The organism is Chitinimonas lacunae, from assembly GCF_042650885.1.
GTDB classification, from domain to species: domain Bacteria; phylum Pseudomonadota; class Gammaproteobacteria; order Burkholderiales; family Chitinimonadaceae; genus Chitinimonas_A; species Chitinimonas_A lacunae.
On sequence record NZ_JBHSBU010000001.1, the window covers coordinates 2,576,924 to 2,599,423 of the forward strand.

The 22,500-nt window shown below is 61.0% G+C and carries 15 protein-coding genes, 1 tRNA gene and 2 pseudogenes; 7 read left to right on the forward strand and 11 right to left on the reverse strand.

Annotated elements, in window-relative coordinates; all coding sequences use genetic code 11:
• Positions 1 to 55: 55 nt before the first annotated feature.
• From ACFOW7_RS10860 to ACFOW7_RS10870, 3 genes are all read right to left on the reverse strand, one after another.
• Positions 56 to 583, reverse strand: a complete 528-nt coding sequence (locus ACFOW7_RS10860; protein WP_378164041.1) for a TIGR00645 family protein — start codon at positions 581 to 583, stop codon at positions 56 to 58.
• Between the two features lie 79 nt (positions 584 to 662).
• Positions 663 to 1,559 carry a patatin-like phospholipase family protein gene (locus ACFOW7_RS10865; RefSeq protein ID WP_378168009.1) on the reverse strand — a complete coding sequence of 299 codons (897 nt, stop codon included), beginning with the start codon at positions 1,557 to 1,559 and terminating at the stop codon, positions 663 to 665.
• 280 nt (positions 1,560 to 1,839) lie between these two features.
• Entirely contained in the window at positions 1,840 to 3,639 is a 1,800-nt protein-coding gene (locus tag ACFOW7_RS10870; protein ID WP_378164043.1) for a GspE/PulE family protein, read from the reverse strand.
• 84 nt (positions 3,640 to 3,723) lie between these two features.
• On the opposite strand from ACFOW7_RS10870, the gene ACFOW7_RS10875 reads away from it, so the two are divergent.
• Positions 3,724 to 4,503 (forward strand): TlyA family RNA methyltransferase, encoded by a 780-nt coding sequence (locus ACFOW7_RS10875; RefSeq protein ID WP_378164045.1) that lies wholly within the window; start codon positions 3,724 to 3,726, stop codon positions 4,501 to 4,503.
• A 346-nt stretch (positions 4,504 to 4,849) separates the two neighbouring features.
• Positions 4,850 to 5,605, forward strand: coding sequence for a hypothetical protein (locus ACFOW7_RS10880; protein ID WP_378164047.1), 756 nt, complete (start codon positions 4,850 to 4,852; stop codon positions 5,603 to 5,605).
• A gap of 158 nt (positions 5,606 to 5,763) precedes the next feature.
• Here ACFOW7_RS10880 and ACFOW7_RS10885 read toward each other — a convergent pair whose 3' ends face one another.
• The 3 genes and pseudogenes from ACFOW7_RS10885 to ACFOW7_RS10895 form a co-directional block, all read right to left on the reverse strand.
• Positions 5,764 to 6,681: an isoaspartyl peptidase/L-asparaginase gene (locus ACFOW7_RS10885; protein ID WP_378164050.1), complete on the reverse strand. Its 918-nt coding sequence runs from the start codon at positions 6,679 to 6,681 to the stop codon at positions 5,764 to 5,766.
• 414 nt (positions 6,682 to 7,095) lie between these two features.
• A complete protein-coding gene (locus ACFOW7_RS10890) occupies positions 7,096 to 9,741 on the reverse strand; it encodes a TonB-dependent receptor (protein ID WP_378164052.1) in 2,646 nt (881 codons plus the stop codon).
• A 440-nt stretch (positions 9,742 to 10,181) separates the two neighbouring features.
• Positions 10,182 to 10,661 (reverse strand): annotated as a pseudogene (locus ACFOW7_RS10895) (VOC family protein).
• A gap of 494 nt (positions 10,662 to 11,155) precedes the next feature.
• On the opposite strand from ACFOW7_RS10895, the gene ACFOW7_RS10900 reads away from it, so the two are divergent.
• Both ACFOW7_RS10900 and ACFOW7_RS10905 read left to right on the forward strand, forming a co-directional pair.
• The gene (locus tag ACFOW7_RS10900; RefSeq protein WP_378164054.1) at positions 11,156 to 12,748 is read left to right on the forward strand and encodes a M64 family metallopeptidase; all 1,593 of its coding nucleotides are present in this window, start codon (positions 11,156 to 11,158) and stop codon (positions 12,746 to 12,748) included.
• 576 nt (positions 12,749 to 13,324) lie between these two features.
• Complete coding sequence (locus tag ACFOW7_RS10905) at positions 13,325 to 14,890, forward strand: M64 family metallopeptidase (RefSeq protein ID WP_378164056.1); 1,566 nt, start codon at positions 13,325 to 13,327, stop codon at positions 14,888 to 14,890.
• Between the two features lie 373 nt (positions 14,891 to 15,263).
• Here the strand turns inward: ACFOW7_RS10905 and ACFOW7_RS10910 are convergent, their stop codons facing one another.
• Positions 15,264 to 16,697 (reverse strand): NADP-dependent isocitrate dehydrogenase, encoded by a 1,434-nt coding sequence (locus ACFOW7_RS10910; RefSeq protein ID WP_378164058.1) that lies wholly within the window; start codon positions 16,695 to 16,697, stop codon positions 15,264 to 15,266.
• Positions 16,698 to 16,803: 106 nt separating this feature from the next.
• Here ACFOW7_RS10910 and ACFOW7_RS10915 point away from each other — a divergent pair, with 106 nt between their 5' ends.
• Positions 16,804 to 17,715 (forward strand): LysR family transcriptional regulator, encoded by a 912-nt coding sequence (locus tag ACFOW7_RS10915; protein WP_378164060.1) that lies wholly within the window; start codon positions 16,804 to 16,806, stop codon positions 17,713 to 17,715.
• Positions 17,716 to 17,907: 192 nt separating this feature from the next.
• Here ACFOW7_RS10915 and ACFOW7_RS10920 read toward each other — a convergent pair.
• The 4 genes and pseudogenes from ACFOW7_RS10920 to ACFOW7_RS10935 form a co-directional block, all read right to left on the reverse strand.
• A pseudogene (locus tag ACFOW7_RS10920) lies at positions 17,908 to 18,294 on the reverse strand (transposase); the annotation flags it as partial.
• Between the two features lie 42 nt (positions 18,295 to 18,336).
• Positions 18,337 to 18,498: a hypothetical protein gene (locus tag ACFOW7_RS10925; RefSeq protein WP_378164063.1), complete on the reverse strand. Its 162-nt coding sequence runs from the start codon at positions 18,496 to 18,498 to the stop codon at positions 18,337 to 18,339.
• An 11-nt stretch (positions 18,499 to 18,509) separates the two neighbouring features.
• Positions 18,510 to 19,547 (reverse strand): S66 family peptidase, encoded by a 1,038-nt coding sequence (locus ACFOW7_RS10930; protein WP_378164065.1) that lies wholly within the window; start codon positions 19,545 to 19,547, stop codon positions 18,510 to 18,512.
• A gap of 345 nt (positions 19,548 to 19,892) precedes the next feature.
• Positions 19,893 to 19,965 (reverse strand) — tRNA-Ala (locus tag ACFOW7_RS10935).
• A gap of 108 nt (positions 19,966 to 20,073) precedes the next feature.
• Between ACFOW7_RS10935 and ACFOW7_RS10940 the strand changes: the two genes are divergently transcribed.
• Both ACFOW7_RS10940 and ACFOW7_RS10945 read left to right on the forward strand, forming a co-directional pair.
• A complete protein-coding gene (locus ACFOW7_RS10940; RefSeq protein WP_378164067.1) occupies positions 20,074 to 21,336 on the forward strand; it encodes a glutamate-5-semialdehyde dehydrogenase in 1,263 nt (420 codons plus the stop codon).
• On the forward strand, positions 21,323 to 22,327 hold the full coding sequence (locus tag ACFOW7_RS10945; protein ID WP_378164069.1) for a DUF2804 domain-containing protein: 1,005 nt from the start codon (positions 21,323 to 21,325) through the stop codon (positions 22,325 to 22,327). Before ACFOW7_RS10940 ends, ACFOW7_RS10945 begins: the two co-directional genes overlap by 14 nt.
• Positions 22,328 to 22,500: the final 173 nt, after the last annotated feature.

Consider the following 22,500-nt stretch of genomic DNA (forward strand, 5'->3'; position numbering starts at 1 on the left):
TTCAACAAAAATGCCCGGATAAACCGGGCATTGTTCTCTTTATCCAGCCCACCACTCAATGGCCAGGCTTGGCCACCGGTTTGGCGCTGATCAATCGGTCGGTGAAGGCCATGGCCACCGCCGAGATCAGGAATACGCAGTGGATGATCACCTGCCACATCAGGGCCTGATAGTTGGTCTCGCTCGACGCGCCGATAAAGCTCTTCAGCAGGTGCACCGAGGAAATCCCGATCAAGGCCATACTGAGCTTGACCTTGAGCACCCCGGCATCGACATGGGCGAGCCAATCGGGGCGGTCGCGGTGGCTCTTGGCGATTTCGAGCCGCGACACGAAGGTCTCGTAGCCGCCCACCACCACCATGATCAGCAGATTGGAAATCATCACCACATCGATCATGCCCAGCACCGTCAGCATGATCTTCACTTCATTGGGTCGGGCAGCGTCATGGAGCAGATGAACCAGTTCGAGGAAGAACTGGTAGACATACACCCCCTGCGCCACCACCAGCCCGACATAGAGCGGGGCCTGCAGCCAGCGGCTCCAGAAGATAAAGGATTCCAATCCGTTCACGATGGGTTTCATAGGGTCTCCGCCACTTTAGAGAATAAAAATCGAAGGCGCCGGACCAGGCCCGGCGCCTCCAGGGAAAATTCGGGGGAAATCAGCGATTGGGCTGCCAGCGGGCGATCTTGTCGCGGATCTGTGGCAAGGCAGCTTGCAGGGCACGTTCGCCTTCAAGGACTGCCGTATGTTTGAGGTCGAAATCGGCCGCACCGATCTGGCCGACGCGCGGACGGACCACCACATCGGCCCGGCTCAGCTCCTGCTCACCGAGCTTCTGGCCCATGATGATCACGGTCTGATTGAGAATGGCCGGAATCCCTTCAGCCTGCCGGCCGTATTGCGCCTTGGCCGAGATATCGACGGCGATCACGATATCGGCGCCCAGCTCACGCGCCGCATCGACCGGCACCGGACTCACCACGCCGCCATCGACATAGCGCTTGCCACTGATCACCACCGGCTGGAATACGCCCGGAATGCTGCACGAGGCACGCACTGCCTGGCCCACATTCCCACGCGAGAAGGCCACCCGACGGCCGGTGTCGAGTTCGGTGGCGACGGCGGCAAACGGCCGGTTCAGCTTCTCGAACGGCCGGTTGCCGACCAGCTTGTTGACGAAGTCCTGCAATTTTTCGCCTTTGACCAGACCGCCACCGCCAAAGGCCAGATCGCGCAATTCAGCCTGATCGAGCGAAAAAGAGCGTTCCTGCAAGGCAAAACCGTTCATCCCGCTGGCGTAGAGCGCCGCCACCACACTGCCGGCACTGGTACCCGTCACCACATCGGGCACGATGCCCTGGGCTTCCAACGCCTTGATCACGCCAATATGGGCAAACCCCTTGGCAGCCCCACCGCCGAGCGCCAGACCAATACGCGGTTTGGCTACCGGCTTGACGACCGGCAAGGCCGGTTGGACCGCCACCGGCGGCTGGGTAGTGGAAGTACAGGCAGCCAGCGATAGCGCGGCGCCGAGCAGAAACAGGCGACGGTTCATAAAGGATTCGACAGGAAGATCGGCCAAGAAAAACCGGCCCGGCAGTGCCACGCCGGACCAGTCCGCCATGCTAACGCCTGCATCGCGGCCCCGCCAGCAGCAAGCCGCTTCGACCGAAGACACATGGGTCGGTTCCCAAGGAGACAGATTGGGGAGAGAGTGGAGACAGGTGTTGGCGTTTTTCGATTCTTTTTAAAACTATCTCGCTCTCTGTATTGCGCTTAGTTTTCCCATTATTTTCATAATGGTCCACAGCCGCTCTGTCCGCCCGCGCCGCGACTCAATCTTCAGGCGGCACGACCTTGAGCACCTCTTCAAGCGTGGTCGAGCCGTTGGCGATCTTCTGGGCGCCCGACAGACGCAGCGGCTTCAGGCCGTCGCGGATCGCCTGTTCCTTGACCTGGCCCGGCGTGGCCGTGGTCGAGATCAGGCGGCGCAGTTCGGGCGTGACGGTCAGCATCTCGTAGATGCCGACCCGGCCCAGGTAGCCCGTGGTCCGGCATTCCAGACAACCCTTGGCACGGTAGCTGCCGCTGGGCACGGCGGCCTTCCACGGCGCCACCAGACTTGCCCATAGGGACTCATCTGGCGTGCCGGGCTGCTTGCAGTGCGGACACAGCGTCCGCACCAGCCGCTGCGCCATCACCCCCACCAGGGTCGAAGCGATCAGATAGGGGGGCACGCCGATTTCCAGCAGACGGGTGACCGCCGAGGGAGCGTCGTTGGTGTGCAGGGTGGACAGCACCAGATGGCCCGTGAGCGCTGCCTGGATTGCCATTTCGGCCGTTTCGCGGTCGCGGATTTCCCCGATCATGATGATGTCGGGGTCTTGCCGCAGCAGCGTGCGCACGCCTTCGGCAAAGCTCAGTTCGATCTGGCTCTGCACCTGCATCTGGTTGAACGAAGGCTCGATCATTTCAATCGGGTCTTCGATGGTGCAGACATTGACCTCTTCGGTCGCCAGCTGCTTCAAGGTGGTATAGAGCGTGGTGGTCTTGCCCGACCCGGTCGGACCCGTCACCAGCACGATCCCGTGCGGCTGCCGCACAAAGCCCTGCCAGCGCCGCTCATCGTCGCCCGAAAAGCCCAGCGCACTGAAATCGCGCACCAGAATGGCCGGGTCGAAGATCCGCATCACCAGCTTTTCGCCAAAGGCGATCGGCATGGTGGACAGCCGCAGTTCGATCTCGCGGCCATCGGGGGTCTTGGTTTTCAGGCGACCGTCCTGTGGGCGGCGCTTTTCGGCCAGGTCCATCCGGCCGAGCACCTTGAGCCGGGCCACGATGGCGTTCATCACCGCCGGCGGCACGTGGTAGACCGAATGAAGCACCCCGTCGATGCGAAAGCGCACATGGCCGGCTTCGCGGCGCGGTTCGAGATGGATGTCGGAAGCCCGCTGCTCGAAGGCATATTGGAACAGCCAATCGACCAGCGAGACGATATGGTGGTCGTTGGCGTCGAGATTGCCGGTGCGCCCGAGCTGGACCAACTGCTCGAAGTTGGCGAACTGATTCTGCGGCCCGGTCTGCGCCACCGCCTTCTTGACGAAGCGCGACAGGTTGTAGAACTCGGGCAGATAGCGGGCAATATCGCGCGGGTCGGCCACCACCCGGCGAATCTCGCGCTTGAGCACCCGGGCCAGTTCGTCTTCCCATTCACGGACAAACGGCTCGGCGGTGGCCAGCGTCACCGAGTGGGCATCGACCGCCACCGGCAAGATCGCATAACGGGTGGCATAACCATGCGAGACCACGCCCGATACGGCAGCCACATCGATCTTGAGCGGGTCGATATGCAGATAATCGAGTTTGACCTTGTCGGCCAGCCAGCGGCCAAGCCAGTCGATATCGAGCAGCACGCCGGGGTCGCGCGCGCTCTGCCAGCCTTGCTGGGCAATCGCCACCAGCGGATGGCCCTTGCCATGAACCGAGGTTCGCGCAGGGATCAAGAACGCTTCGGCCACGCTGGCCGGGATATGGCCTTCCTCGACCAGGGCATCGACCAGTCCTTTGACCGACATACGCAGGTCGCCATGGCCGCGCACAGGGAAGAACTTCTTGGCTTTGACAGAGCTGGGCACGGGTGCAGTCTCACGGTAGCGAGCGAAAGCCGACATTAAAGCGCGTTTGCCGGGGCTTGTCCTGACGGCTGTTAAGATGCGTGGATGGATACCTATACCTTAGTACGCCTTGATCTGCTGCTGGTCGAACAGGGCCATGCCGCCTCACGCACCGCCGCCCAGGCCCTGATCGACGCCGGCCGGGTCCGCCTGCTGCGGGCCGAGGGCGCGCAACCGCTTAGCAAAGCCAGCCAGAAGCTGCCGCGCGACAGCCGCTTCGAGATCGAAGCCGACCCCGCCGACCGATTTGTCTCGCGCGGCGGCCTCAAGCTCGCCGGCGCGCTCGACCAGACCCGACTCGATGTCACCGGCCTGCGCTGCCTCGACGTCGGCATCTCCACCGGTGGTTTCACCGACTGCCTGCTGCAAGCGGGTGCCCATCGGGTGGTCGGCGTCGATGTGGGCCATGGCCAGCTTCATCCACGACTGGCGGACGAGCCACGGCTCCATGCCCTCGAAGGCATCAACGCCCGCGAGTTGCCGGCCGATCTGCTGCTCGCCGCCAACGACGGCCAACCGTTCGATCTGGCCGTGGCCGATGTGTCCTTTATCTCGCTGACCCTGGTGCTGCCAGCGATGGCACCGCTGCTGCGCCCGGGCGGCCGCTTGCTCTGTCTGGTCAAACCACAGTTCGAAGTCGGCCGTGACGGCATCGGCCGGGGTGGCATCGTGCGCGATCCGGCGCGCTATCCGCCGGTACGGCAAAAGCTCGAAACCACCGCAAGCGAACTGGGCTTGATTGTTGAAGATTGGCTTGATAGCCCGATATGCGGTGGCGATGGGAATAGAGAATTTTTTATTTTGTTGCGTCAACCCGAATCCTGACATCCAGCCGTTCCCAGCATGACGGTTCGCGCCAAGCGACGCCGTGGCGCCGAACCGGCAGTGGACGCGCTGAAACGCCCTGCTGTTCGGCGCGTCCCAAGTCTTAAGTGAATTTCCCTGCAAAGTTGGTACCCGCGGACTCCTTGGGAAAACCGGCAGGTCCTTTGTGTTTCCCGCCCAGCGACCGCGCTGCCTCTTGCCTGCCTCGTTTCATCAGCCTTTTTCAAGCAGATGACATTTTCAAAACCGGTGGTACAATCGCCGCTCGCATAAAAATGCCGCTGACCGTCAGTCCGAAATGCTGATGACAGTCCTCTCTCACGCATCCGTCATAGGCCATTGATCCATGTCTCGTGCAAGTACCCCGCTTTCCCATCGCCTGCTCGCCCTTGCCGCCGCCGTCGTGGTCAGCTCGCCGGTTCTGGCGCTCAATTGCCCGGTGCCGACGCTGGAGCAAGACGGTGTCCTGTGCATCGGCAGCCTCGACGCCTCGCTGGGTGGCCAGTATCCGCAATTCGAAGTCCAGCTGCGCCGCGTACCCGACAGCAATCCGGCCCGTTTCCGTCTCGAAACCCTCAATCCGCTCGCTTCGCTGCAATCTGGCGAAGGGCTGTTCACCTCGACCGACGGCCAACTGCGCCTGCCGCGCGTGCTGACCTACGACAAGTCCGGTCAACAAATCCTGACCGGCCTGGTGCTGGCGCTTGACCCGAGCAAGAACCCGCTCGAATTCGAACAGATCGAAGCCAACCCCGGCCCGCTCGACCAGACGCCCAAGCTGGCCGACAACGTGCTGACCCTGCCCAATGTGTCGCTCCAGATGCCCGGTAGCGAAGGAACCCAGCATTTCCGGGTCGAATTCGACTACACCCCCAACCGCCTGCAAATGCGCAATCTCGAAGCCGGCATCGTCACCACCTGGCCCTCGTATTTCTCGCTGGGCACGGGCGAACTGCTGATCCCCAGCGTCAAGATCGGTGACCAGCAAGTGCGTCTGCGCTACCGCATGGCCGCCGACGGCCGCAGCTTCGATCTGCTGTCCAAGGAAACCGTGACCAGCCCGGCCCCGACCCCGAGCCTGATCACCACCCCGCGCCGCTGATCCTCAGCCAGCGCCCACCAAGGCCCAGCCTGATTGGCTGGGCTTTTGTTTTGCCACTGAGAAGTTGGATCGGAAAACGCAACGAATAAGCGGAGAGCCACAAACGAACAGATCGACCAGCACTGCGCAGTCCAGCGCAAAGCCATCGTCTGTCCGGATCAAAGCGCCAGGATCGCGCTGGCCATCGGTTTTCTGGCCGCCACATGGGCTTCGGTGGCGGTAACGCCGATCAGCCCGATATCGATGCCCTGGGGCAGCAAGGCGATGGCGCGCTCCAGCGCCGCCTGAAGTGGCGTGCCGCTGATGATCCATTCGTAGACCGTGCGGGCCAGCATATTGCGGACGATATGTTCGCCGATGCCAGTACAGGCAATCGCGCCATGCTGACCGGCGTAGAAGCCACAGCCGATCAGCGGGGTATCGGCGACCCGGCCGTATAGCGCCGGTGGCGAACCACCGGTCGAGACCGCCACCGCAAAATGGCCCGCCTCATCACGGGCGACCGCTCCGACCGTACCGTGTCCGGCGCGATCGACAGCGGCCTGCCAGGAAGTGGGGAAATTCCAGAACTTTCTGACCAGGGTCTTGCCGTCGTCTTCTTCGGTATCTTCAGCCCCCTCGTCGTCATCGTGAGCCTTCTTCATCTCAGCGATATATTCGCGAAACTTGCGCTGTGCCTTGACACTGGGTTCAAACGGCGAGTGAAGACCAATGCGTCGGGCGAATTCCTCGGCTCCCTGGCCGACCAGCAGCACATGCGGCGTATCGGTGATGCGCTGGGCGACCTTTACCGGATGACGGACATTTTGCAGCGCCGCCACCGCCCCCAACCTGCCCCGGGAATCCATCACCGCCGCATCGAGTTCGAGTGTCTTGCCGTCCATGCCCATTAGCGAGCCCACCCCGGCATCGTAACGACCATCGGCTTCCAGCGAGGCCACGGCGGTGACCACCGCTTCGAGCGCATCCTGGCGGTCGCCCAGCTTCTGCAAGCCCAGGCGGGCAGCCGTTTCACAACCGTCTTTTTCTTCAGGCGGCATATCGGTGCCACCGTGGGTAACAATCGTTGCAGCCATAGTGTTTCGCCTTTTCTAAAGAAACCGGGCGCAATGCGCCTAAGCCTTCTTTCCGGCAAAACCTGTTCCTGCTTGAGTCCCATGGCTGAGCACCAGACCTGAAGCAGACCCAGCGGGAGGAAATTGGCGCAGCCGACCAGTGAGCGTCGGCAGCGGAGGTAGAAAAGACGCGGCTGATAGCCAAGCGTCCATGCTCCCTCAGGCAAAGACGCCTTTCCATTCTTCCCTGGTGCTGTTCGGCACAGAGGGAAGCTGCCAATCCCCCGAGGAGAATTGGACTTATTTTATTTATATATTTATATAAATGTTCCTCTATTTAGCACATAGTTTGCATGAATCTTTAATAAGATCATTGCAGATAAAAAACGCCATCCCGACAATGGGATGGCGTCTCTGCTTCAGATCAGACAACGATCAATAGAAGGTATAGCTGCCGGTCAGATACAGCATACGGCCGCGACCATCGATCAGATTGCCGTTGAAGCCACCCGAAGCGGTCGAACCGGTGACGATCGACGGCGGTTCCCGATCGAACAGGTTCTTCGCACCGAGCGCGATACGGGTGTTCTTGATGCCCTTGAACACCAGTTGCATATCGACCGTGGTGAACGAGGAAACGCGACGGTTATCGTCACTCACATCGGCCGGGGTGTCGTTGTCCTCGTAGCTGTCCATATAGTTGACCACGAGGTTGCTCTCCCAGCGTCCACTGTCGAGACCGAACGACATATTGCTGCGGATGCGCGGGTAGTCGATCAGATCCACATATTCTTCGAGCGGATAGGCTTCTTTGGTCAGCGGATTCATCAGCGCCTTCTTGAAGCTGCGCACATAGGTGGTGGAGCTGCCGAAGGTGAACTTGCCGGCCGAGCCCAGCGCGGTGCTGAGCTTCAGATCGAAGTCAAAGCCATCGGTCTTGATCATGCCGAGGTTGGAATAGCGGTCGTAGACCTCGGTGACGGCACCCGGAATCCGCATGCCGTTGGCCAGTACTTCATCGGGCAGACGGCGCACGAACTCGGTATTGCTGGGGAACTTGGCGACGATATTGCGCCCGTCGAGGCGCTCGATCGCGTTCTTCTTCTCGATGCGGAAGTAGTCGATACCAACCGAGAAGTTGCGCACCGGCTCGAACACCAGGCCCAGGTTGTAGCTCTTGGCGGTTTCGGGCTCGAGTTCGGGGTTGCCGCGCACCTGGGTCTTGAACTGCGCACCGCCACAATCCTGCGGCGAGTCGGTGAACGGGCAGCGCAGCGGGTCTTCGATAAAGTCGAACGATTCCGATTGCTTGTAGAGCTGGAACAGCGACGGAGCGTGGAACGCCTCGTTATAGGAAGCACGCAGCAACAGATTGCTGCTGGGCTGATAGCGCAGCGCAATCTTCGGGCTGGCCTTGCTGACCGAACGACCGCCATATCTATAGCGGTCGCCCCGCACCGCCAACTGCATTTCCACCTGCTTGAGCAGCGGCACATTGAGTTCGGCAAACAGCGAATCGACGTTCTGCCGACCATTGGCCCCGCTGTCCTTGGCCACTGCGAACACATTGCCGGCCCGCAGATTGGCGTCGGGCGTGTTTTCGATTTCGTCGCGCCGCACTTCAAAGCCGACCGCCATACCGAGCGGCCCGGCCGGCAGCTCGGCGATTTCGCCCGAGACCTTGCCGTTGAGGTATTTCGAGGTCGATTTGCCCTGGTTGAGCATCGGGCCGACCAATATCGAATTGACCACCTCGGCACTATTGGTCTTGAACGGATCGAGTCGCCCGGTCGCCAGCGCTTCGCGGAACTTGGCCGCGTCGTAGTAGCCGTTCTGGCGCTGGTCGGTTTCGCTGCCCGAGTAACCGGCGACCAGCTCGTAGTCCCAATCGCTGACCGTCCCCTTGACACCGCCGAGCAGGCGGTAGGTATTGGTATCGAAATCGGCAATCCGGCCACCGGCTTCGAGCGGGCGGTAGCGGACCAGCGCATAGGCGCCACTGCCACGGAACGGATTGGTCGCCGCATCGGGGTTGATCAGGTAACGGAAAGTCCCATCGGGCGACAGTTCCTGATCGGCCGTCAGCGGACTCGGCGCCAGCCGGCTCTTGGTCTTGGCATTGCTGAACGAGCCTTCGACAAACAGATTGGCGTTGGCGGTCAGGGTCTTGGTAAACGCCGCAAAAGCGCTGTAGCGCTCGCTTTCGGGCTGGAGATCCTGATAGGAGTTGAAGTCGAAGCGACAGAACACATTGCTGCCGCTGGCGACCTGGCGGTCGGCCGGGCAGTCGGCAGCCGGCTGGAACACGATCGGCGCATTGGGATGGCGCGGATCGTACTTGGCGTAGGAAACCGGGAAACCCGTCGAGCTGCGGCGGTCGGCGCCATTGCGCGAGCGCTGGTCGGCGGAACGGCTCCACGACCGGTCGGACTGGCGGATCGCTTCGCGGTTCAGGTAATCGAACGACACCAGCAGGTTGTAGCCGTCGTTGGCCAGGTCGCCGAGGCCGCCGGCCAGCGTCGCGCTGTATTCTTTGCCGTCGCCGCGGTCGGACTGACGGTAGCCGCCCTTGGCTTCGAGACCCTTGTAGTTGCGCTTGGTCACGACATTGATCACGCCCGCGATCGCGTCGGAACCGTAGATGGCCGAAGCCCCGTCCTTCAGCACTTCGATCCGCTCGATGGCCCCGAGCGGCAGGGTGTTCAGATCGACAAAGTTACCGCCGCTGGAATCGAAGCTCGCCACCGCGATACGGCGGCCATTGAGCAGAACCAGGGTGCTGCTGGCACCCAGCCCCCGCATCGATACCGAGGAAAAACTGGCGGAATCAGAAATCGCCGCAGTCTGGTCGCCAAAGCTGCCGGCGTTGGCAGTCAGTGCCTGTAGCACATCGGCTACCGTCTGCGCGCCCGAACGTTCGATTTCCTCGCGCTTGACGGTGATAACCGGTACTGCCCCTTCCTTTGCGACACGCTTGATGCTGGTGCCAACAACCTCGACCCGCTCTCCTTGAGCCGGCTCGGCGGCACAAACGTTGAACCCTACCCCTATTGCAGCGACAGCGAGCGCTGTCTTTGTCATTTTTAACATTGTTAGTTTTTCCGTATTTACTGAATAAATCGCCCGCTAAGACCCGTCCACGCTGGTTCAGCCAGCATCAATCGGGCAGGTCTTGCAGGCTGCGTGACCGTGTCGACCAGCACACGGCCGGGCGTCTACCGCAAGGCAAACGCCCATCGCCGTCGATCATAGGGGGAGACTTTGAAAGTGATCAATTGAATAAAAACTCTTAATGGGAACTGTCAGCTTATTGTCAACAAAGTGCAACAGTTCAGCTTGCCGAAGACCTCAGAACCAGGCTCGGACAGATAAATATTTTTTAAAAACAAATGCTTTTGTGCGTTGCACCAAGAAGAGGCATGGCGGCATAGCCTGCCGTGCTCACGACGGCCCAATGCATCGAACAGCTACGGACGATCCAATGCAGCCTTCCCCAACCAGCCCCTAAGCCGCCCTCGACCTCACCCGCGCCGGGCCGCTTCGATCGCGGCAATATCGATCTTCCCCATCCCCATCATCGCCTCGAACACACGCTTGGCCGCGGCGCGATCGGGATCGGCAAACGCTTCAGTGAGCACCCGTGGCGTGATCTGCCACGACACGCCCCACTTGTCCTTGCACCAGCCACAAGCACTTCCCTACCCGCCGTTTTCCACGATCGCCTGCCACAGGCGGTCGGTTTCTTCCTGATCGTCGGTCGCGACCTGAAAGGAGAAAGCCTCGTTGTGCTTGAAGACCGGACCACCATTGAGGCCGACACAGGGAATGCCCATCACACTGAATTCGACCAGCAGGACATCGCCTTCCTGGCCATCGGGGTAAGCGCCTGGGGCGTGATGGATGGCTCCCACTACCGTGTCAGGAAATGTCTGTGCGTAGAACTGCGCAGCTTCTACGGCGGTGCCATCGAACCACAGACAGATCGTGTTCTTGCTGGCCATATTCGTTCCCCTGAAAATGACAATTGGATTACACGCGATCGAAAAATCGTCTGTTTTTCTAGGCAATTAACATTCCCAAAGAATCGCATGCATGGCCATATAGCACGCCAACAGTCTGAATCTCCAGTTATTGCTGAGCTTAGCTTGGTAAGAACTGACTCGACATGATGTCCGATGAGTCCGAGCCAGAAGCAATGCTATAGGCATCAAACTATGGAACAACTCTGAAAAAAACTATGCGAAGGCCAGCAGCGTTGCCAAAGCCATGCGACGGTGCCGTCGGTCTTGCTGGACAGCCAAATAGCTGTGCGACTCGCTTAAAGCCAGTCTCTGCCTGGCTTTCATCTTTTTCCCTGCTCCGGATTTCCGAGCTGGCGAGGCCTCTGCTTTTATGGGATCGTGTTGCATTACTGATCGATTGTGCAATTTTCACTATACGATCGTCATAATCTATGCCAATCTCATATCACCATTTGAGTGCGGAGAGCATGGCGATGAACGGAAAGATGTGGACGATGGCGCTGCTGGCCGGGGCCGTAGTGACGCAGGCACAGGCGCAATCGACATGGGCGCTGCGGTTTGACGCCCAAGGAACCTGGAGCGGACAGAAGCTGGAGCTGGTCGCAGCCGAGCGCGGCGACTATGCGGTGTCACCTGAACTCATCGATCAAGACGGCGACTTCAAGATCGTCGCTCGCGACGCAGCCGGACGTGTGCTCTATATGCAGTCGGTCGCCGACCCGCGCCGCCTACAGGCCGAGTCGTTCGACCCCGTCACCGGCCGGATCGTGGAAGCCCGCGAGATTCAACTGTCGAGCGGCCAGTTCGAACTGCGCATCCCGGCCCGCGACGACGTTGCCTCGATTGCCATCGAGATCCATGAGCCAGGCATGCGTGCCGCCGGCGCAACCACGCCGACGACCGCCGCAGTGTTCCGGCGCGAGGACATCGAAGGCCGTATCGCCGATACCGGCATGCGGATGCGGACCGCCAAGGCGGCATCGAGTACCGCGATGCTGTATCAGAGCGGCCCGTCGTCGCAGCGCTTCGATATCGTGTTGATCGGCGATGGCTATACCGCCGCCGAACAGGCCAAATGGCAGGCCGACGCCAAGCGCGTCGCCGACGGCCTGCTCGCCGACCCGCTGTTCAATGCGCACCGTGGTGCCCTGAACATTCGGCGCGTCGACGTCATCAGCGCACAGTCGGGCATCGACGACCTGACTTACCGCACTTATCGCGACACCGCGCTTGGCATGAACATCGGCTGCTACGGCCTCGACCGGCTGGTCTGCGCCGATGACAACCTCGTCTACAGCGCAGTCGGCTCGGTAACCCCGGCCGACGGCCGTGATGTGATCATCGCCGTCGGCAATACCACCCGCTACGGCGGCGCCGGCGGCCGGATCGCCACGATGACCATGCATGCCAGCGCCATCGAACTCGCGCTGCACGAGATCGGCCACACCGCCTTCGGACTGGCCGATGAATATGACTACGGCACCTGCTCGGCAGGTGAGCCGTCCGAAAAGAACGCGACCCGACAGACTGCGCGCAACTACATCAAATGGGGCGACCTGATCCAGTCGACGACCCCGGTGCCGACGCCGGTGGGCCGCTACTCCAACGGTACGATCGGCCTGTTCTCCGGTTCGCGTTATTGCAAGACCGGCGTCTACCGCCCGACCGAAGACTCGCGGATGCGCACACTCGGCCGGCCGTGGCATGCCGTCAACGAGCGCATCGCCAGCGCCGTGATCGCCAGCCACTACAAGCCGGACGAAGCCGGTACGACCACGCGCGGCACCCTGTCGGGCACGGGCGCGACCGCGACCCATCCGTCGCCGTACCACTACACGGCCAATGGCGGCGAGATCAGCGCTTCGCTGACCGGTCCTGCCAACGCCGACTTCGAGCTGATCCTGCTGCGCTGGAACGGCAGCGCCTGGGTCTCGGTCGCCAGCAGCACCTCGCCGACCTCGACCGAGCTGATCCGCTACACGGCCAACGCGGGCTACTACTCGCTGCAAGTGAAGTCCTACAGCGGCAGCGGCGCCTACGAGCTGAAGTACGAGCTGCCGCGTTAAGGCAAGACGTGACGGCAGGCTGCGGTGTCCTTGCTCAGACGCCGCAGCATGGACGGCACGCCATGTCCGGCCTCAGGTGCAGGATTCGCGTGATTCGAAACGCAGGGCTGAGGTTGCCGTCATGAAAAAACCCGACAGGTTTCCTGTCGGGTTTTGTTCATATAAATGATGTGATGGGATTGTGGCCTAGGCTAGGCCGATTCTTTCTACTTCGCTCAATATTAAATATTTGTGAAATATATATGCTATATCTATAGCCATTTTTATACAAAAACAAATAAAACAAGTCTCCAGGAAAAATTCTTGGGAAGAACAGAAAATCCAGGCTGTACGCAGTTTCCGACCCGATTGCTCAACCCGCGCCCCGCACTTCAGAGCCATCCACACAGGCTGAAGCGAACACATTCGCTGTAGTCAGGAACGATTGGCTCAGGCTGCTCGGCGCTTTCTGCCTCCCTGGCCTGGCAAGCCTGCGGTTTTTGTCGCATTCCTTCGTCGCTGCACTGGATTCCGCCAATACAAAAGCGCGCTTCCGCTGCCACGCTCGAATCTCCTTGTCAACCGGGAGGGCATGTGATGAATGCAACGATGTGGACAATGGCGCTGCTGGTGGGAGCCGCAGCGATACAGGTACAGGCGCAATCGACATGGGCGCTTCAATTCGATATCCAAGGGACCCAGGGCGGACAGAAGCTGGAGCTGGTCGCGGCCGAGCACGGCGACTATGCCGTATCGCCGACCCGCGTCGACGGCGACTTCACCATCGTCGCGCGCGACGCCGCCGGACGCATGGTCTATGCGCGCTCGGTCGCCGACCCGCGCCGGTTGCAGGCCGAGGCATTCGACCCGCTTACCGGCCGGATCGTGCAGTCGCGTGCAGTGCTGCGCCCGCAGGGACAGTTCGAGCTACGCGTGCCAGCCCACGAGGACGTCGCCTCGATTGCCATCGAGATGCGCCAGCCCGGCTTACAGACGACCACGCTGCGCCAGTATCGGCGCGAGGAGATCGAGCGCAGCATCGTCCATACCTTGCAGCGGCCGCAGTCGAACCGGAATGTGTCGGGCACAGCGATGCTGCACCAGAGCGGGCCGCCGTCGCGGCGCTTTGACATCATCCTGATCGGTGACGGCTATACCGCCGCCGAGCAGGCCAAATGGCAAGCCGATGCCCAGCGGGTCGCCGACGGCGTGCTTGCCGATTCGCTGTTTGATGCCACGCGCAGTGCAGTCAATATCCGCCGTGTCGATGTCGTCAGCGCGGAATCCGGCATCGACGACCTGGTGGAGGGCACCTATCGCGACACCGCACTGGGCATGAATATGGGCTGCTACAACATCGACCGGCTCGTCTGCGCCGACGACGAGTTGGTCTTCAAGGCAGTCGGGGCAGTGACCCCGGCCGACGGCCGCGACCTGATCGTCGCGATTGCCAATACGACACGCTACGGCGGCGCCGGCGGAGCGATCGCGACGATGACGATGCACACCAGCGCAATCGAGCTGGCGCTGCACGAGATCGGCCACACCTCGTTTGGCCTCGCTGACGAATACGACTACGGCACCTGCGAGCCCGGCGAGCCTGCCGAACCGAACACGACCCGCCAGACCGCCCTCGACACCATCAAGTGGGGCGACCTGATCCAGTCGTCGATGCCGATGCCGACCCCGACGGGCGCTTACGCCAACGGCACGATCGGCCTGTTCACCGGAGCACGCTATTGCAAGAGCGACGTCTACCGACCGACGGAGGACTCGCGCATGCGCACACTCGGCCGGCCATGGCATCTCGTCAACGAGCGCCACGCCAATGCGGTGATCGCCAGCTATTACCAGCCCGGCGACAGCACGACCGTGCGTAGTACGCTGGCAGGCCCAGGTGCGATTGCCTACCATCCGGCGCGCTATCACTACAGCACAGCCGGCGGCGTAGCCAGCGCTTACCTATCGGGTCCCTCGAACGCCAACTTCGAACTGGCACTGCTGCGCTGGAACGGCAGAGCATGGATCACTGTCGCCAGCAGCACGTCACCGACTTCAACCGAGTCGATCCATCACACGGCAAGTCGTGGCTACTATGTGCTACAGGTGAAATCCCTCAGCGGCAGCGGCCCCTACGAACTGAATTACGAGCTGCCGCGCTGAGACAGTGCAGCACAGGATGCTGCGGCTTCTGTTGCCGGGAGCCGCGGCAGCGGGGGCGGTATTGTCACACTGATCTGTAATGGGTTTGATCTCGTGGGAAGAGGGACTGAGGGAAGAACAAGAGCCGTCGCATTGAGCTGGCAATGCAGATCTACGTGGGCGAAATAGCGCCAGGGGTGACTTTGCGAGCATGAAAAAACCGACAGGAAACCTGTCGGTTTTTTGTATTCGGTGCTGGAGTCGCTATCCGAACACCACCTGATCTCTGCCCCGATGTCCCTGGATCCCGCGGGCTGTCCATGTGCTAGCCAAACTGAGCTTCTCCATGAGCAAGGTCGCCGCGTTCAGGGAGATACGAGAGAGGAGCGCGCGGTTATCCGTGCACTGCTGCGTAACCAGGTTCGCCGTCGAAGGTGTAGAGGTTTTCCGTCTTCACCACGTCAAATCCGGCGTGATGCAGTCGTTCCTGCAGCGCGAGCACATCGCTGAACTCCACAGCTTGTTCAGACTTAAAACGACAGCGCCAGTGATCTACACAGAAGGTTTCGGGAAAACCGTTTGGCCAGACCTTGACACCACGGTTGGTGATGACCTGTAGCGGTAGCTGCGCAGAGCCGTATTCCCGTAATCGCGCTCCCAGCATGTCCGGTCCGTTCTCACGTGATTGCAGAAAGATGTCCACCCCAACCAGCACCTTCACAGCCGGGTCGGCCCGCTTGGGTTGCCAAGGCTTGATCGTGTTGCTGCTGGCATAGCGGACTGGCTCCAGCATTTCTGGCCGCTTTCCCAATCTGGCGATCACGGCCTTGGCGAAGGCTTGTGTGCCTACCTTTTCCCGGCTGTGGGCAGCAGAGTAGATGTCGTAGGTGTGAATGCCTTCTTCCAGCGTCCGCAGCCAAGCATTGTGAATGCGCTCAGCAACCTCGTGCTGACCGATATGCGTCAGCATCTGAATGGCTCCGTGCAGCAAGCCGGAAGGGTTGGCGATGTCCTGTCCGGCGCGACGCGGTGCAGAACCATGAATCGCTTCAAACATAGCGCACTGATCACCGATGTTGGCCGAGCCCGCCATCCCCACCGATCCTGCGATCTGTGCTGCGACATCCGAAAGAATGTCACCGTACAGATTGGGCAGAACAATCACATCAAACGCCTCAGGCGTGTCGGCCAGCTTGGCCGCGCCGATATCGACGATCCAAGTTTCCTGTTCGATATCCGGATAGTCGACGCCGACTTCGTTGAAGACCTTGTGAAACAGCCCGTCCGTGAATTTCATAATGTTGTCCTTCACGAAGCAACTGACCTTCTTGCGGCTGTGCTGACGGGCGAAATCGAAGGCATATCGGATGATCTTTTCGCAGCCAGGACGCGTGATCAGCTTCAGGCACTGGTAAACCTCATCGGTCTGGCGGTGCTCGATGCCGGCGTAAAGATCCTCTTCGTTCTCACGGATGATGACCACGTCCATATTCGGATGGCGGGTCTCGACAAAGGGTGCGTAAGCCACACACGGCCGAATATTGGCAAAGAGACCTAAAGCCTTGCGGGTGGTGACGTTGAGGCTTTTGTAGCCACCGCCCTGCGGTGTGGTGATCGGCGCCTTGAGAAACACCCGGGTGCGACGCAGCGATTCCCAAGCCGCAGGCTCAATGCCTGCACTATTGCCGCGCAAGTACACCTGTTCCCCGATCTCGATCACTTCTGGCGCAAGCTGCGCCCCTGCCGCCTGCAGGATATGAAGGGTGGCCGTCATGATTTCCGGGCCAATGCCGTCGCCGTAGGCAACTGTGATAGGTGTAGGTGACATGCCGAGATCCTTAAGAGTCGCCCGTAGGCGTGACGGTTGACATTGTGGATCAGCGGAAGAATTGCCAATAATAGATTAACTGTCTCCAAAGCATCTATTACCGTAAATGAACAAAACACGTTTTCACACACGGCAAACCACTTTTCGCCAACTGGAGGTCTTTCGCGAGGTCGCGGTGCAACTCAGCGTCACCCAGGCCGCGCAGGCGCTGCACCTTGCGCAGCCGACGGTCTCCACCCAGTTGGCGAAGCTGACCGAATCGATTGGCCTGCCACTGTTTGAACAGGTTGGAAAGCAGCTTTACTTGACCCAGGCCGGGCAAATACTCCAGGAAGAAACCCGGGCGCTGTTTGAAGTGCTGGACCGCGTGGAGATGCGGCTGGCCCAATTGACCGGCCTGACTGCCGGGGTGCTGCGCTTGGGCGTGGTGACGACCTCTAAATACATCGTCCCCGGCATGCTCGGTCCGTTTTGTCGGCAACATCCCCAGGTCGAAGTCGAGCTTCGAATCGCCAACCGCAATGAGGTCATCACTCGCCTGATGGCAAATACCGATGATCTGTATGTTTTCAGTGAGCCACCAGAAGGACTGGATATCGTTACCCGTCCCCTTGTCGAAAATGCTTTGGTAGTGATTGCACCGTCCGATCACCCTCTCGCCGGCAGAGCGAACGTCCAGTGGAGTGATCTGGCAGGGGATCGGCTGATACTGCGTGAACCAGGATCAGGTACACGGCGGGCAATTGAGCGCCATTTCGCAGCTCGAAGCGAAGTGATCAAGCCCCAGATGATTATCGAGAGCAACGAGGCGATCCGTGCTTCCGTATCAGCTGGGCTCGGCATTGCCATCTTGTCCAGGCACACCTTGGCTCATGCCGCGCCCAATGAATTCGTTGAACTGGACGTCGTAGGGTTCCCGATCTGGAATCACTGGTCGCTGGTCTACTGGCGAGGCAAGGCGCTTTCTCCAGTCGCAGAAGCTTTTATTGAGGCAGTCTTACCTGTGGTGAATCTTTAATCTCTAGATTTGAAGACAAATAATTTGCCACCAGCCTTCAGGTAGTTGCCCGATAGCTTGTGCTCTGGCGCGACCGGTCGAATCGTCCGCTCTTGTTTCTTAAACGATTTACCCTCTTGCACCTCAAGAGGCAGGGTCGCGAAATAGCGCCAGGGCTGACGTTGGGGGGCATGAAAAAACCCGACAGAGAACCTGGGTCTCGCGAACCGTCATGCTGCGGGCGTAGAGCGAGATGACCTTGTCGTCAAAGCCACTCCAGCGGGTCTGGTGTTTGGAGATCAGCTTGGGTTCAAAGGTGCCGTGGCGGTCGCGCGGCACATCGATGGGCAGCTCGCCGAACTCACCCTTGAGCGTCTTGCGACTCTTACCGTTGCGGGGGGCGCCAGTGGTATTAACGACTGGCTCATGCTTGGAGTGGCCTAGATGTTCGGCGAGTTCGGCATCCAGCGCCTTCTCTACCAGCAACTTGGTCAGCTGTTTGAGCAGGCCGTTCTCGCCTATCAGGTCTTCGGGCTTCTGGTAGTTGGCCAGCCGGCTGGTCAGAAGGGCTTCAGGGACGTCGTGTTTCTTCGGGCTCATTGTGTCTCCAGACTCGGCGGCAGTTTCCTGCCAAAAGTCCGTTTACACAAAATTCAGTACACGCCCACAGTACGCCGTTACCCGCAGCCAATTGCCATCCCAGTAGTCGACTGCATTGGGAAATTGACTGCCATGAATCCAGACGCGCAACCCAGCGATGAGAAGATCTGGTTCCCCAAGCGCTTCCAGTTCGCGAAGGTTCATGCTTACGACGCCTAACTCAAAGTCATGGTCAAGGTTGCCTGCTCGCCATCGAATACTACCTGCGCCAGCGCGCCCTGAACCAGCGACCATTGCGGCGGTATATGGCCGATATCGAGGCCGCACAATACTGGACAAGGTAGCTCATTCAAAATAGCCCGCAACGCATCGATATAACCCAGCCCCTCGCCGCTGACTACATCTGGGGCGGCGCTGCGGCCGATCAGTACGCCCGCCAGGCCGTCGAACCAGCCGTGCAGCCGAAGGCTGGAGAGCGTGCGCAACAACTCGCAGGGTGCCATCTCGCAGTTTTCCAAGAACAGCAGGGTTCCGTCGACTGAGCTGGCAACGAAAGCTGGCACGTCGCCATAACGCGTGCCAGCGAGGCGGGCTATGGTGTCTAGGCAGCCGCCGATCAGCCGCCCGTGCAGTTCTAGCGGAGACGAATTGCCATCAAGCCGCCATGTACGCGTCGGCTCGGTCAGTAGTAAATTGGCTGCTGGCTCGGACGCCCAGTCTGCCCGTTGTTTGCGGTGTAGGCGGGCCGGCGACTGCACCACTGTGTTGACTGGTGGGGTTTCCAGCACCTGCCATAGGGCCGCAGTGGTTTGGTCCAGCGTGGTGGCCCCCAGCTCCATCAGATTGGGTCCATGCAGCGATGCCCAGCCGGACAGGCAGGCGAGCGGCAGCTGCAAGGTGCTGAGATCCGAAAAGCCTACGAACCATTTGGGCTCGATTGCCGCGAGGGCCGAGAAATCCAGCAAGGGCAGCAGTTCGATGGCCCGTTCTCCACCCCAGGGCGGCATGACCGCGGCTACCGAAGGGTCTTGTAGAAAGGACATCAGCTCAGCAGCCTGCGCGGCTTTACCGCTGCTGGCATGCTGATGAGAAGCGCGCAGGCAATTGCCCTCTACCACCCGATAGCCTCGTCCTTGCAGGGCTGCAATAGCCAAATCAAGCCGGGGATGTAAAGCCGGTGCAACGCCAGCCGACGGGGCGGTGATTGCGATCAAATCGCCGACGACGAGAGGTCGGGGGAAGCGGAGCGGCATGGGGATACCTGAAAGAGTAATGATCTATTGGTAATTGCATAGCCAGGTACCGCCCTGGCAGCGACAAGAGTTCAGACTGGACCAGGAGAAGGCGCATGACGATTGCAAAATCAGACTGGAGTTGCAGCCGCGCAATTGCTGTTTGCCGAGGGCCTTGGCTCGCGCGTGTTGCTCGGGTCGCCACCCGACAGGCATTTTTTGATTCAAACGACCGTCCGTAACCCCTTGAAAAATCGAGAGCAGGTGCGAAGGTCGCCCTCCGCACAAATCCTGAAACCCCCGCCATACCTAGCCCGCACAGGCCACAAGCAAAAGGCCAGAGCAAACTCTGGCCTTGTAAAAGTGTGGACCGGAGGAGGATCGAACTCCCGACCTTCGCATTGCGAACGCGACGCTCTCCCAACTGAGCTACCGGCCCTGAGATACAGCGCGCGATACTAACCCAGTGATTACCTTGTCGCAAGATGCGCCACGGCTGCTGCTGCGGTTAGAATCGACGACGACCGATAGCCCGAGGAACGCACCGATGACCGCCGATCTGAACAACTATATGGACAAGCTGGGACGCGCCGCGCGTGCTGCCTCGCGTGCCATGGCCCGGGCCGAGACCCAGGCCAAGAATGTCGCACTGGCGGCCATCGCCGCCGCCATCGAGCGCGATGCCGAGAAGCTGCTGGCCGCCAACGCCGCTGATCTCGACGCCGCCCGTGCCGCCGGGCTTGATGCCGCCCTGCTCGACCGGCTGGCCCTTACCGTCCCCGGTGTCGTCGCCATGGCCGATGGCCTGCGCCAGATCGCCGCCCTGCCCGATCCGGTCGGGGAAATGGACGATATCAACTACCGCCCCTCCGGCATCCAGGTCGGCAAGATGCGTGTCCCGCTCGGGGTCATCGGCATCATTTACGAAGCCCGTCCCAATGTCACCGCCGACGCAGCGGGCCTGTGCATCAAGTCGGGCAATGCCGCCATCCTGCGCGGCGGCTCCGAAGCCAGCCGCTCCAACCAGGCCATCGCGGCCTGTGTCCAGGAAGGACTACGGGCAGCAGGCCTGCCCGACAGTGCCGTCCAGGTCATCGAAACCACCGATCGCGCCGCCGTCGGCCGTCTGATCGCCATGCCCGAGTATGTCGATGTGATCGTCCCGCGCGGCGGCAAAGGGCTGATCGCCCGGATCAGCGCCGAAGCACGGGTCCCGGTGATCAAACATCTGGACGGTATCTGCCACGTCTATATCGATGATCTGGCCGACCCCGAACAGGCCGTGCGCATCGCCGACAACGCCAAGACCCAGCGCTATGGCACCTGCAATACCATGGAAACGCTGCTGGTCCATATCGATATCGCGGCCACGCTGCTGCCGCGTCTGGCCGAGCTGTACCACAGCAAAGGCGTCGAACTGCGCGGCTGTGAACGTAGCCGTGCCCTCCTGCCCGATATCAAAGCCGCGACCGAGGAAGACTGGCGTACCGAATATCTGGCGCCGATCCTGGCACTGCGGCTGGTGGACGATCTCGACGCCGCCATCGACCATATCAATACCTACGGTTCCCACCATACCGACGCCATCGTCACGCGCGACTACAGCCGCTCGCGCCGCTTTCTGCGCGAAGTCGATTCTGCCAGCGTGATGGTGAACGCCTCGACCCGCTTTGCCGATGGCTTTGAATATGGCCTGGGCGCCGAAATCGGTATCTCGACCGACAAGATCCACGCCCGTGGCCCGGTCGGGCTCGCCGGCCTGACCAGCCAGAAATGGGTGGTACTGGGCGATGGTCATGTCCGTGCTTGAGGCCGCGCCCAGCGCAGTCGTCGATACCGATGGCCGGCCATTTGCCGGCCGCTTCGCCGGCCGTTGCAGCCTGATCGACTGGAGCCGGCTGGCGCCGCCGTTGGCGCGCAGCGCCTGGTGGCGGCGCTTCCATCACAAGCGCTGGCACTACGTCGGCATTGCCGCAGCGGATTGCTATCTCGGCATCGCCGTGGTCGATGTCGGCTGGACCAATACCTGTTTCGCCTATCTATTCGACCGCCGCCAGGGCAGCGTGATAGGAGGCGTGTCGCGCGACGGGCTGCCCGGCCTCAGCGCCCGGGTCGACCCGGAACCGCGTCTTGGCGCGATGGCCGACTTCTCCTGGCTGGGCGCCCGGATCCGTCTCGAAGAATTCGCCGCCGAACGCTATCGGGTACGGGTCGAAGCGCCGCGCGGCTTTCAGGTCGAGGCCGAATTGGACGGCCGGACCGCTGCACCCTGGCTGTTCGCAGCCGGTCCGGTTGCCGGTGGCGTCTGGCACAGCACCCATAAATCGCCCGCCCTGGCCGTCAGTGGCGAAGCCCGCGCCGGTGGCCAGCATTACCGGCTCGACGGGGCCCATGCCAGCATCGACCACTCCAACGGCCTGCTGCCCCGTCTGACCACCTGGAAATGGGCCTCGGCCCATACCGCCGAGCTCGGTTTCAATCTCCAGTCGGGCTATTTCGGCGACCATGAGAATGTGCTGTGGCTGGACGGCCAGCCTATCGCGCTTGGCCGTGCCCGGTTCGAATTCGACCCGCAGCAGCCGCTGGCGCCCTGGCATATCCATACCGAGGATGGTCTGCTCGACCTGCGTTTTACTCCGGAAGGCGCACGGCGGGAAAATCGCAATCTGCTGGTGGCAGCCAGCCGTTATATCCAGCCGGTCGGGACTTTCGAAGGCACGGTACGCGCCGCGCCCGATGCGCCGCCGCGCCAGGTATCACGCTTGCTGGGCGTCACCGAGGATCATTTGTCACGCTGGTAGGTTTGCTCGCTCGACCACGATGGGCTAGCTTGGTAACGAAGACGCGGGCACCGCGCGACCGGAGCGATGCCGCAATACCAGGGTGGGAGGAAGTATCGGACGCCGTCCGATCGATCGTATGGCGGTATGCCCGACCGGTCTTTTCCCGTCCTTTGCGCCTACAATAGGTAGGT

Coding starts and splice junctions, on each gene's coding strand:
- ACFOW7_RS10880 (WP_378164047.1), top strand. CDS start 4,850: ATGTCTCGTGCAAGTACCCCGCTTTCCCATCGCCTGCTCGCCCTTGCC.
- ACFOW7_RS10930 (WP_378164065.1), bottom strand. CDS start 19,547: ATGCCGCTCCGCTTCCCCCGACCTCTCGTCGTCGGCGATTTGATCGCA.
- ACFOW7_RS10925 (WP_378164063.1), bottom strand. CDS start 18,498: ATGAACCTTCGCGAACTGGAAGCGCTTGGGGAACCAGATCTTCTCATC.
- ACFOW7_RS10865 (WP_378168009.1), bottom strand. CDS start 1,559: ATGAACCGTCGCCTGTTTCTGCTCGGCGCCGCGCTATCGCTGGCTGCC.
- ACFOW7_RS10860 (WP_378164041.1), bottom strand. CDS start 583: ATGAAACCCATCGTGAACGGATTGGAATCCTTTATCTTCTGGAGCCGC.
- ACFOW7_RS10905 (WP_378164056.1), top strand. CDS start 13,325: ATGAATGCAACGATGTGGACAATGGCGCTGCTGGTGGGAGCCGCAGCG.
- ACFOW7_RS10885 (WP_378164050.1), bottom strand. CDS start 6,681: ATGGCTGCAACGATTGTTACCCACGGTGGCACCGATATGCCGCCTGAA.
- ACFOW7_RS10940 (WP_378164067.1), top strand. CDS start 20,074: ATGACCGCCGATCTGAACAACTATATGGACAAGCTGGGACGCGCCGCG.
- ACFOW7_RS10910 (WP_378164058.1), bottom strand. CDS start 16,697: ATGTCACCTACACCTATCACAGTTGCCTACGGCGACGGCATTGGCCCG.
- ACFOW7_RS10945 (WP_378164069.1), top strand. CDS start 21,323: ATGTCCGTGCTTGAGGCCGCGCCCAGCGCAGTCGTCGATACCGATGGC.
- ACFOW7_RS10915 (WP_378164060.1), top strand. CDS start 16,804: ATGAACAAAACACGTTTTCACACACGGCAAACCACTTTTCGCCAACTG.
- ACFOW7_RS10890 (WP_378164052.1), bottom strand. CDS start 9,741: ATGACAAAGACAGCGCTCGCTGTCGCTGCAATAGGGGTAGGGTTCAAC.
- ACFOW7_RS10900 (WP_378164054.1), top strand. CDS start 11,156: ATGAACGGAAAGATGTGGACGATGGCGCTGCTGGCCGGGGCCGTAGTG.
- ACFOW7_RS10875 (WP_378164045.1), top strand. CDS start 3,724: ATGGATACCTATACCTTAGTACGCCTTGATCTGCTGCTGGTCGAACAG.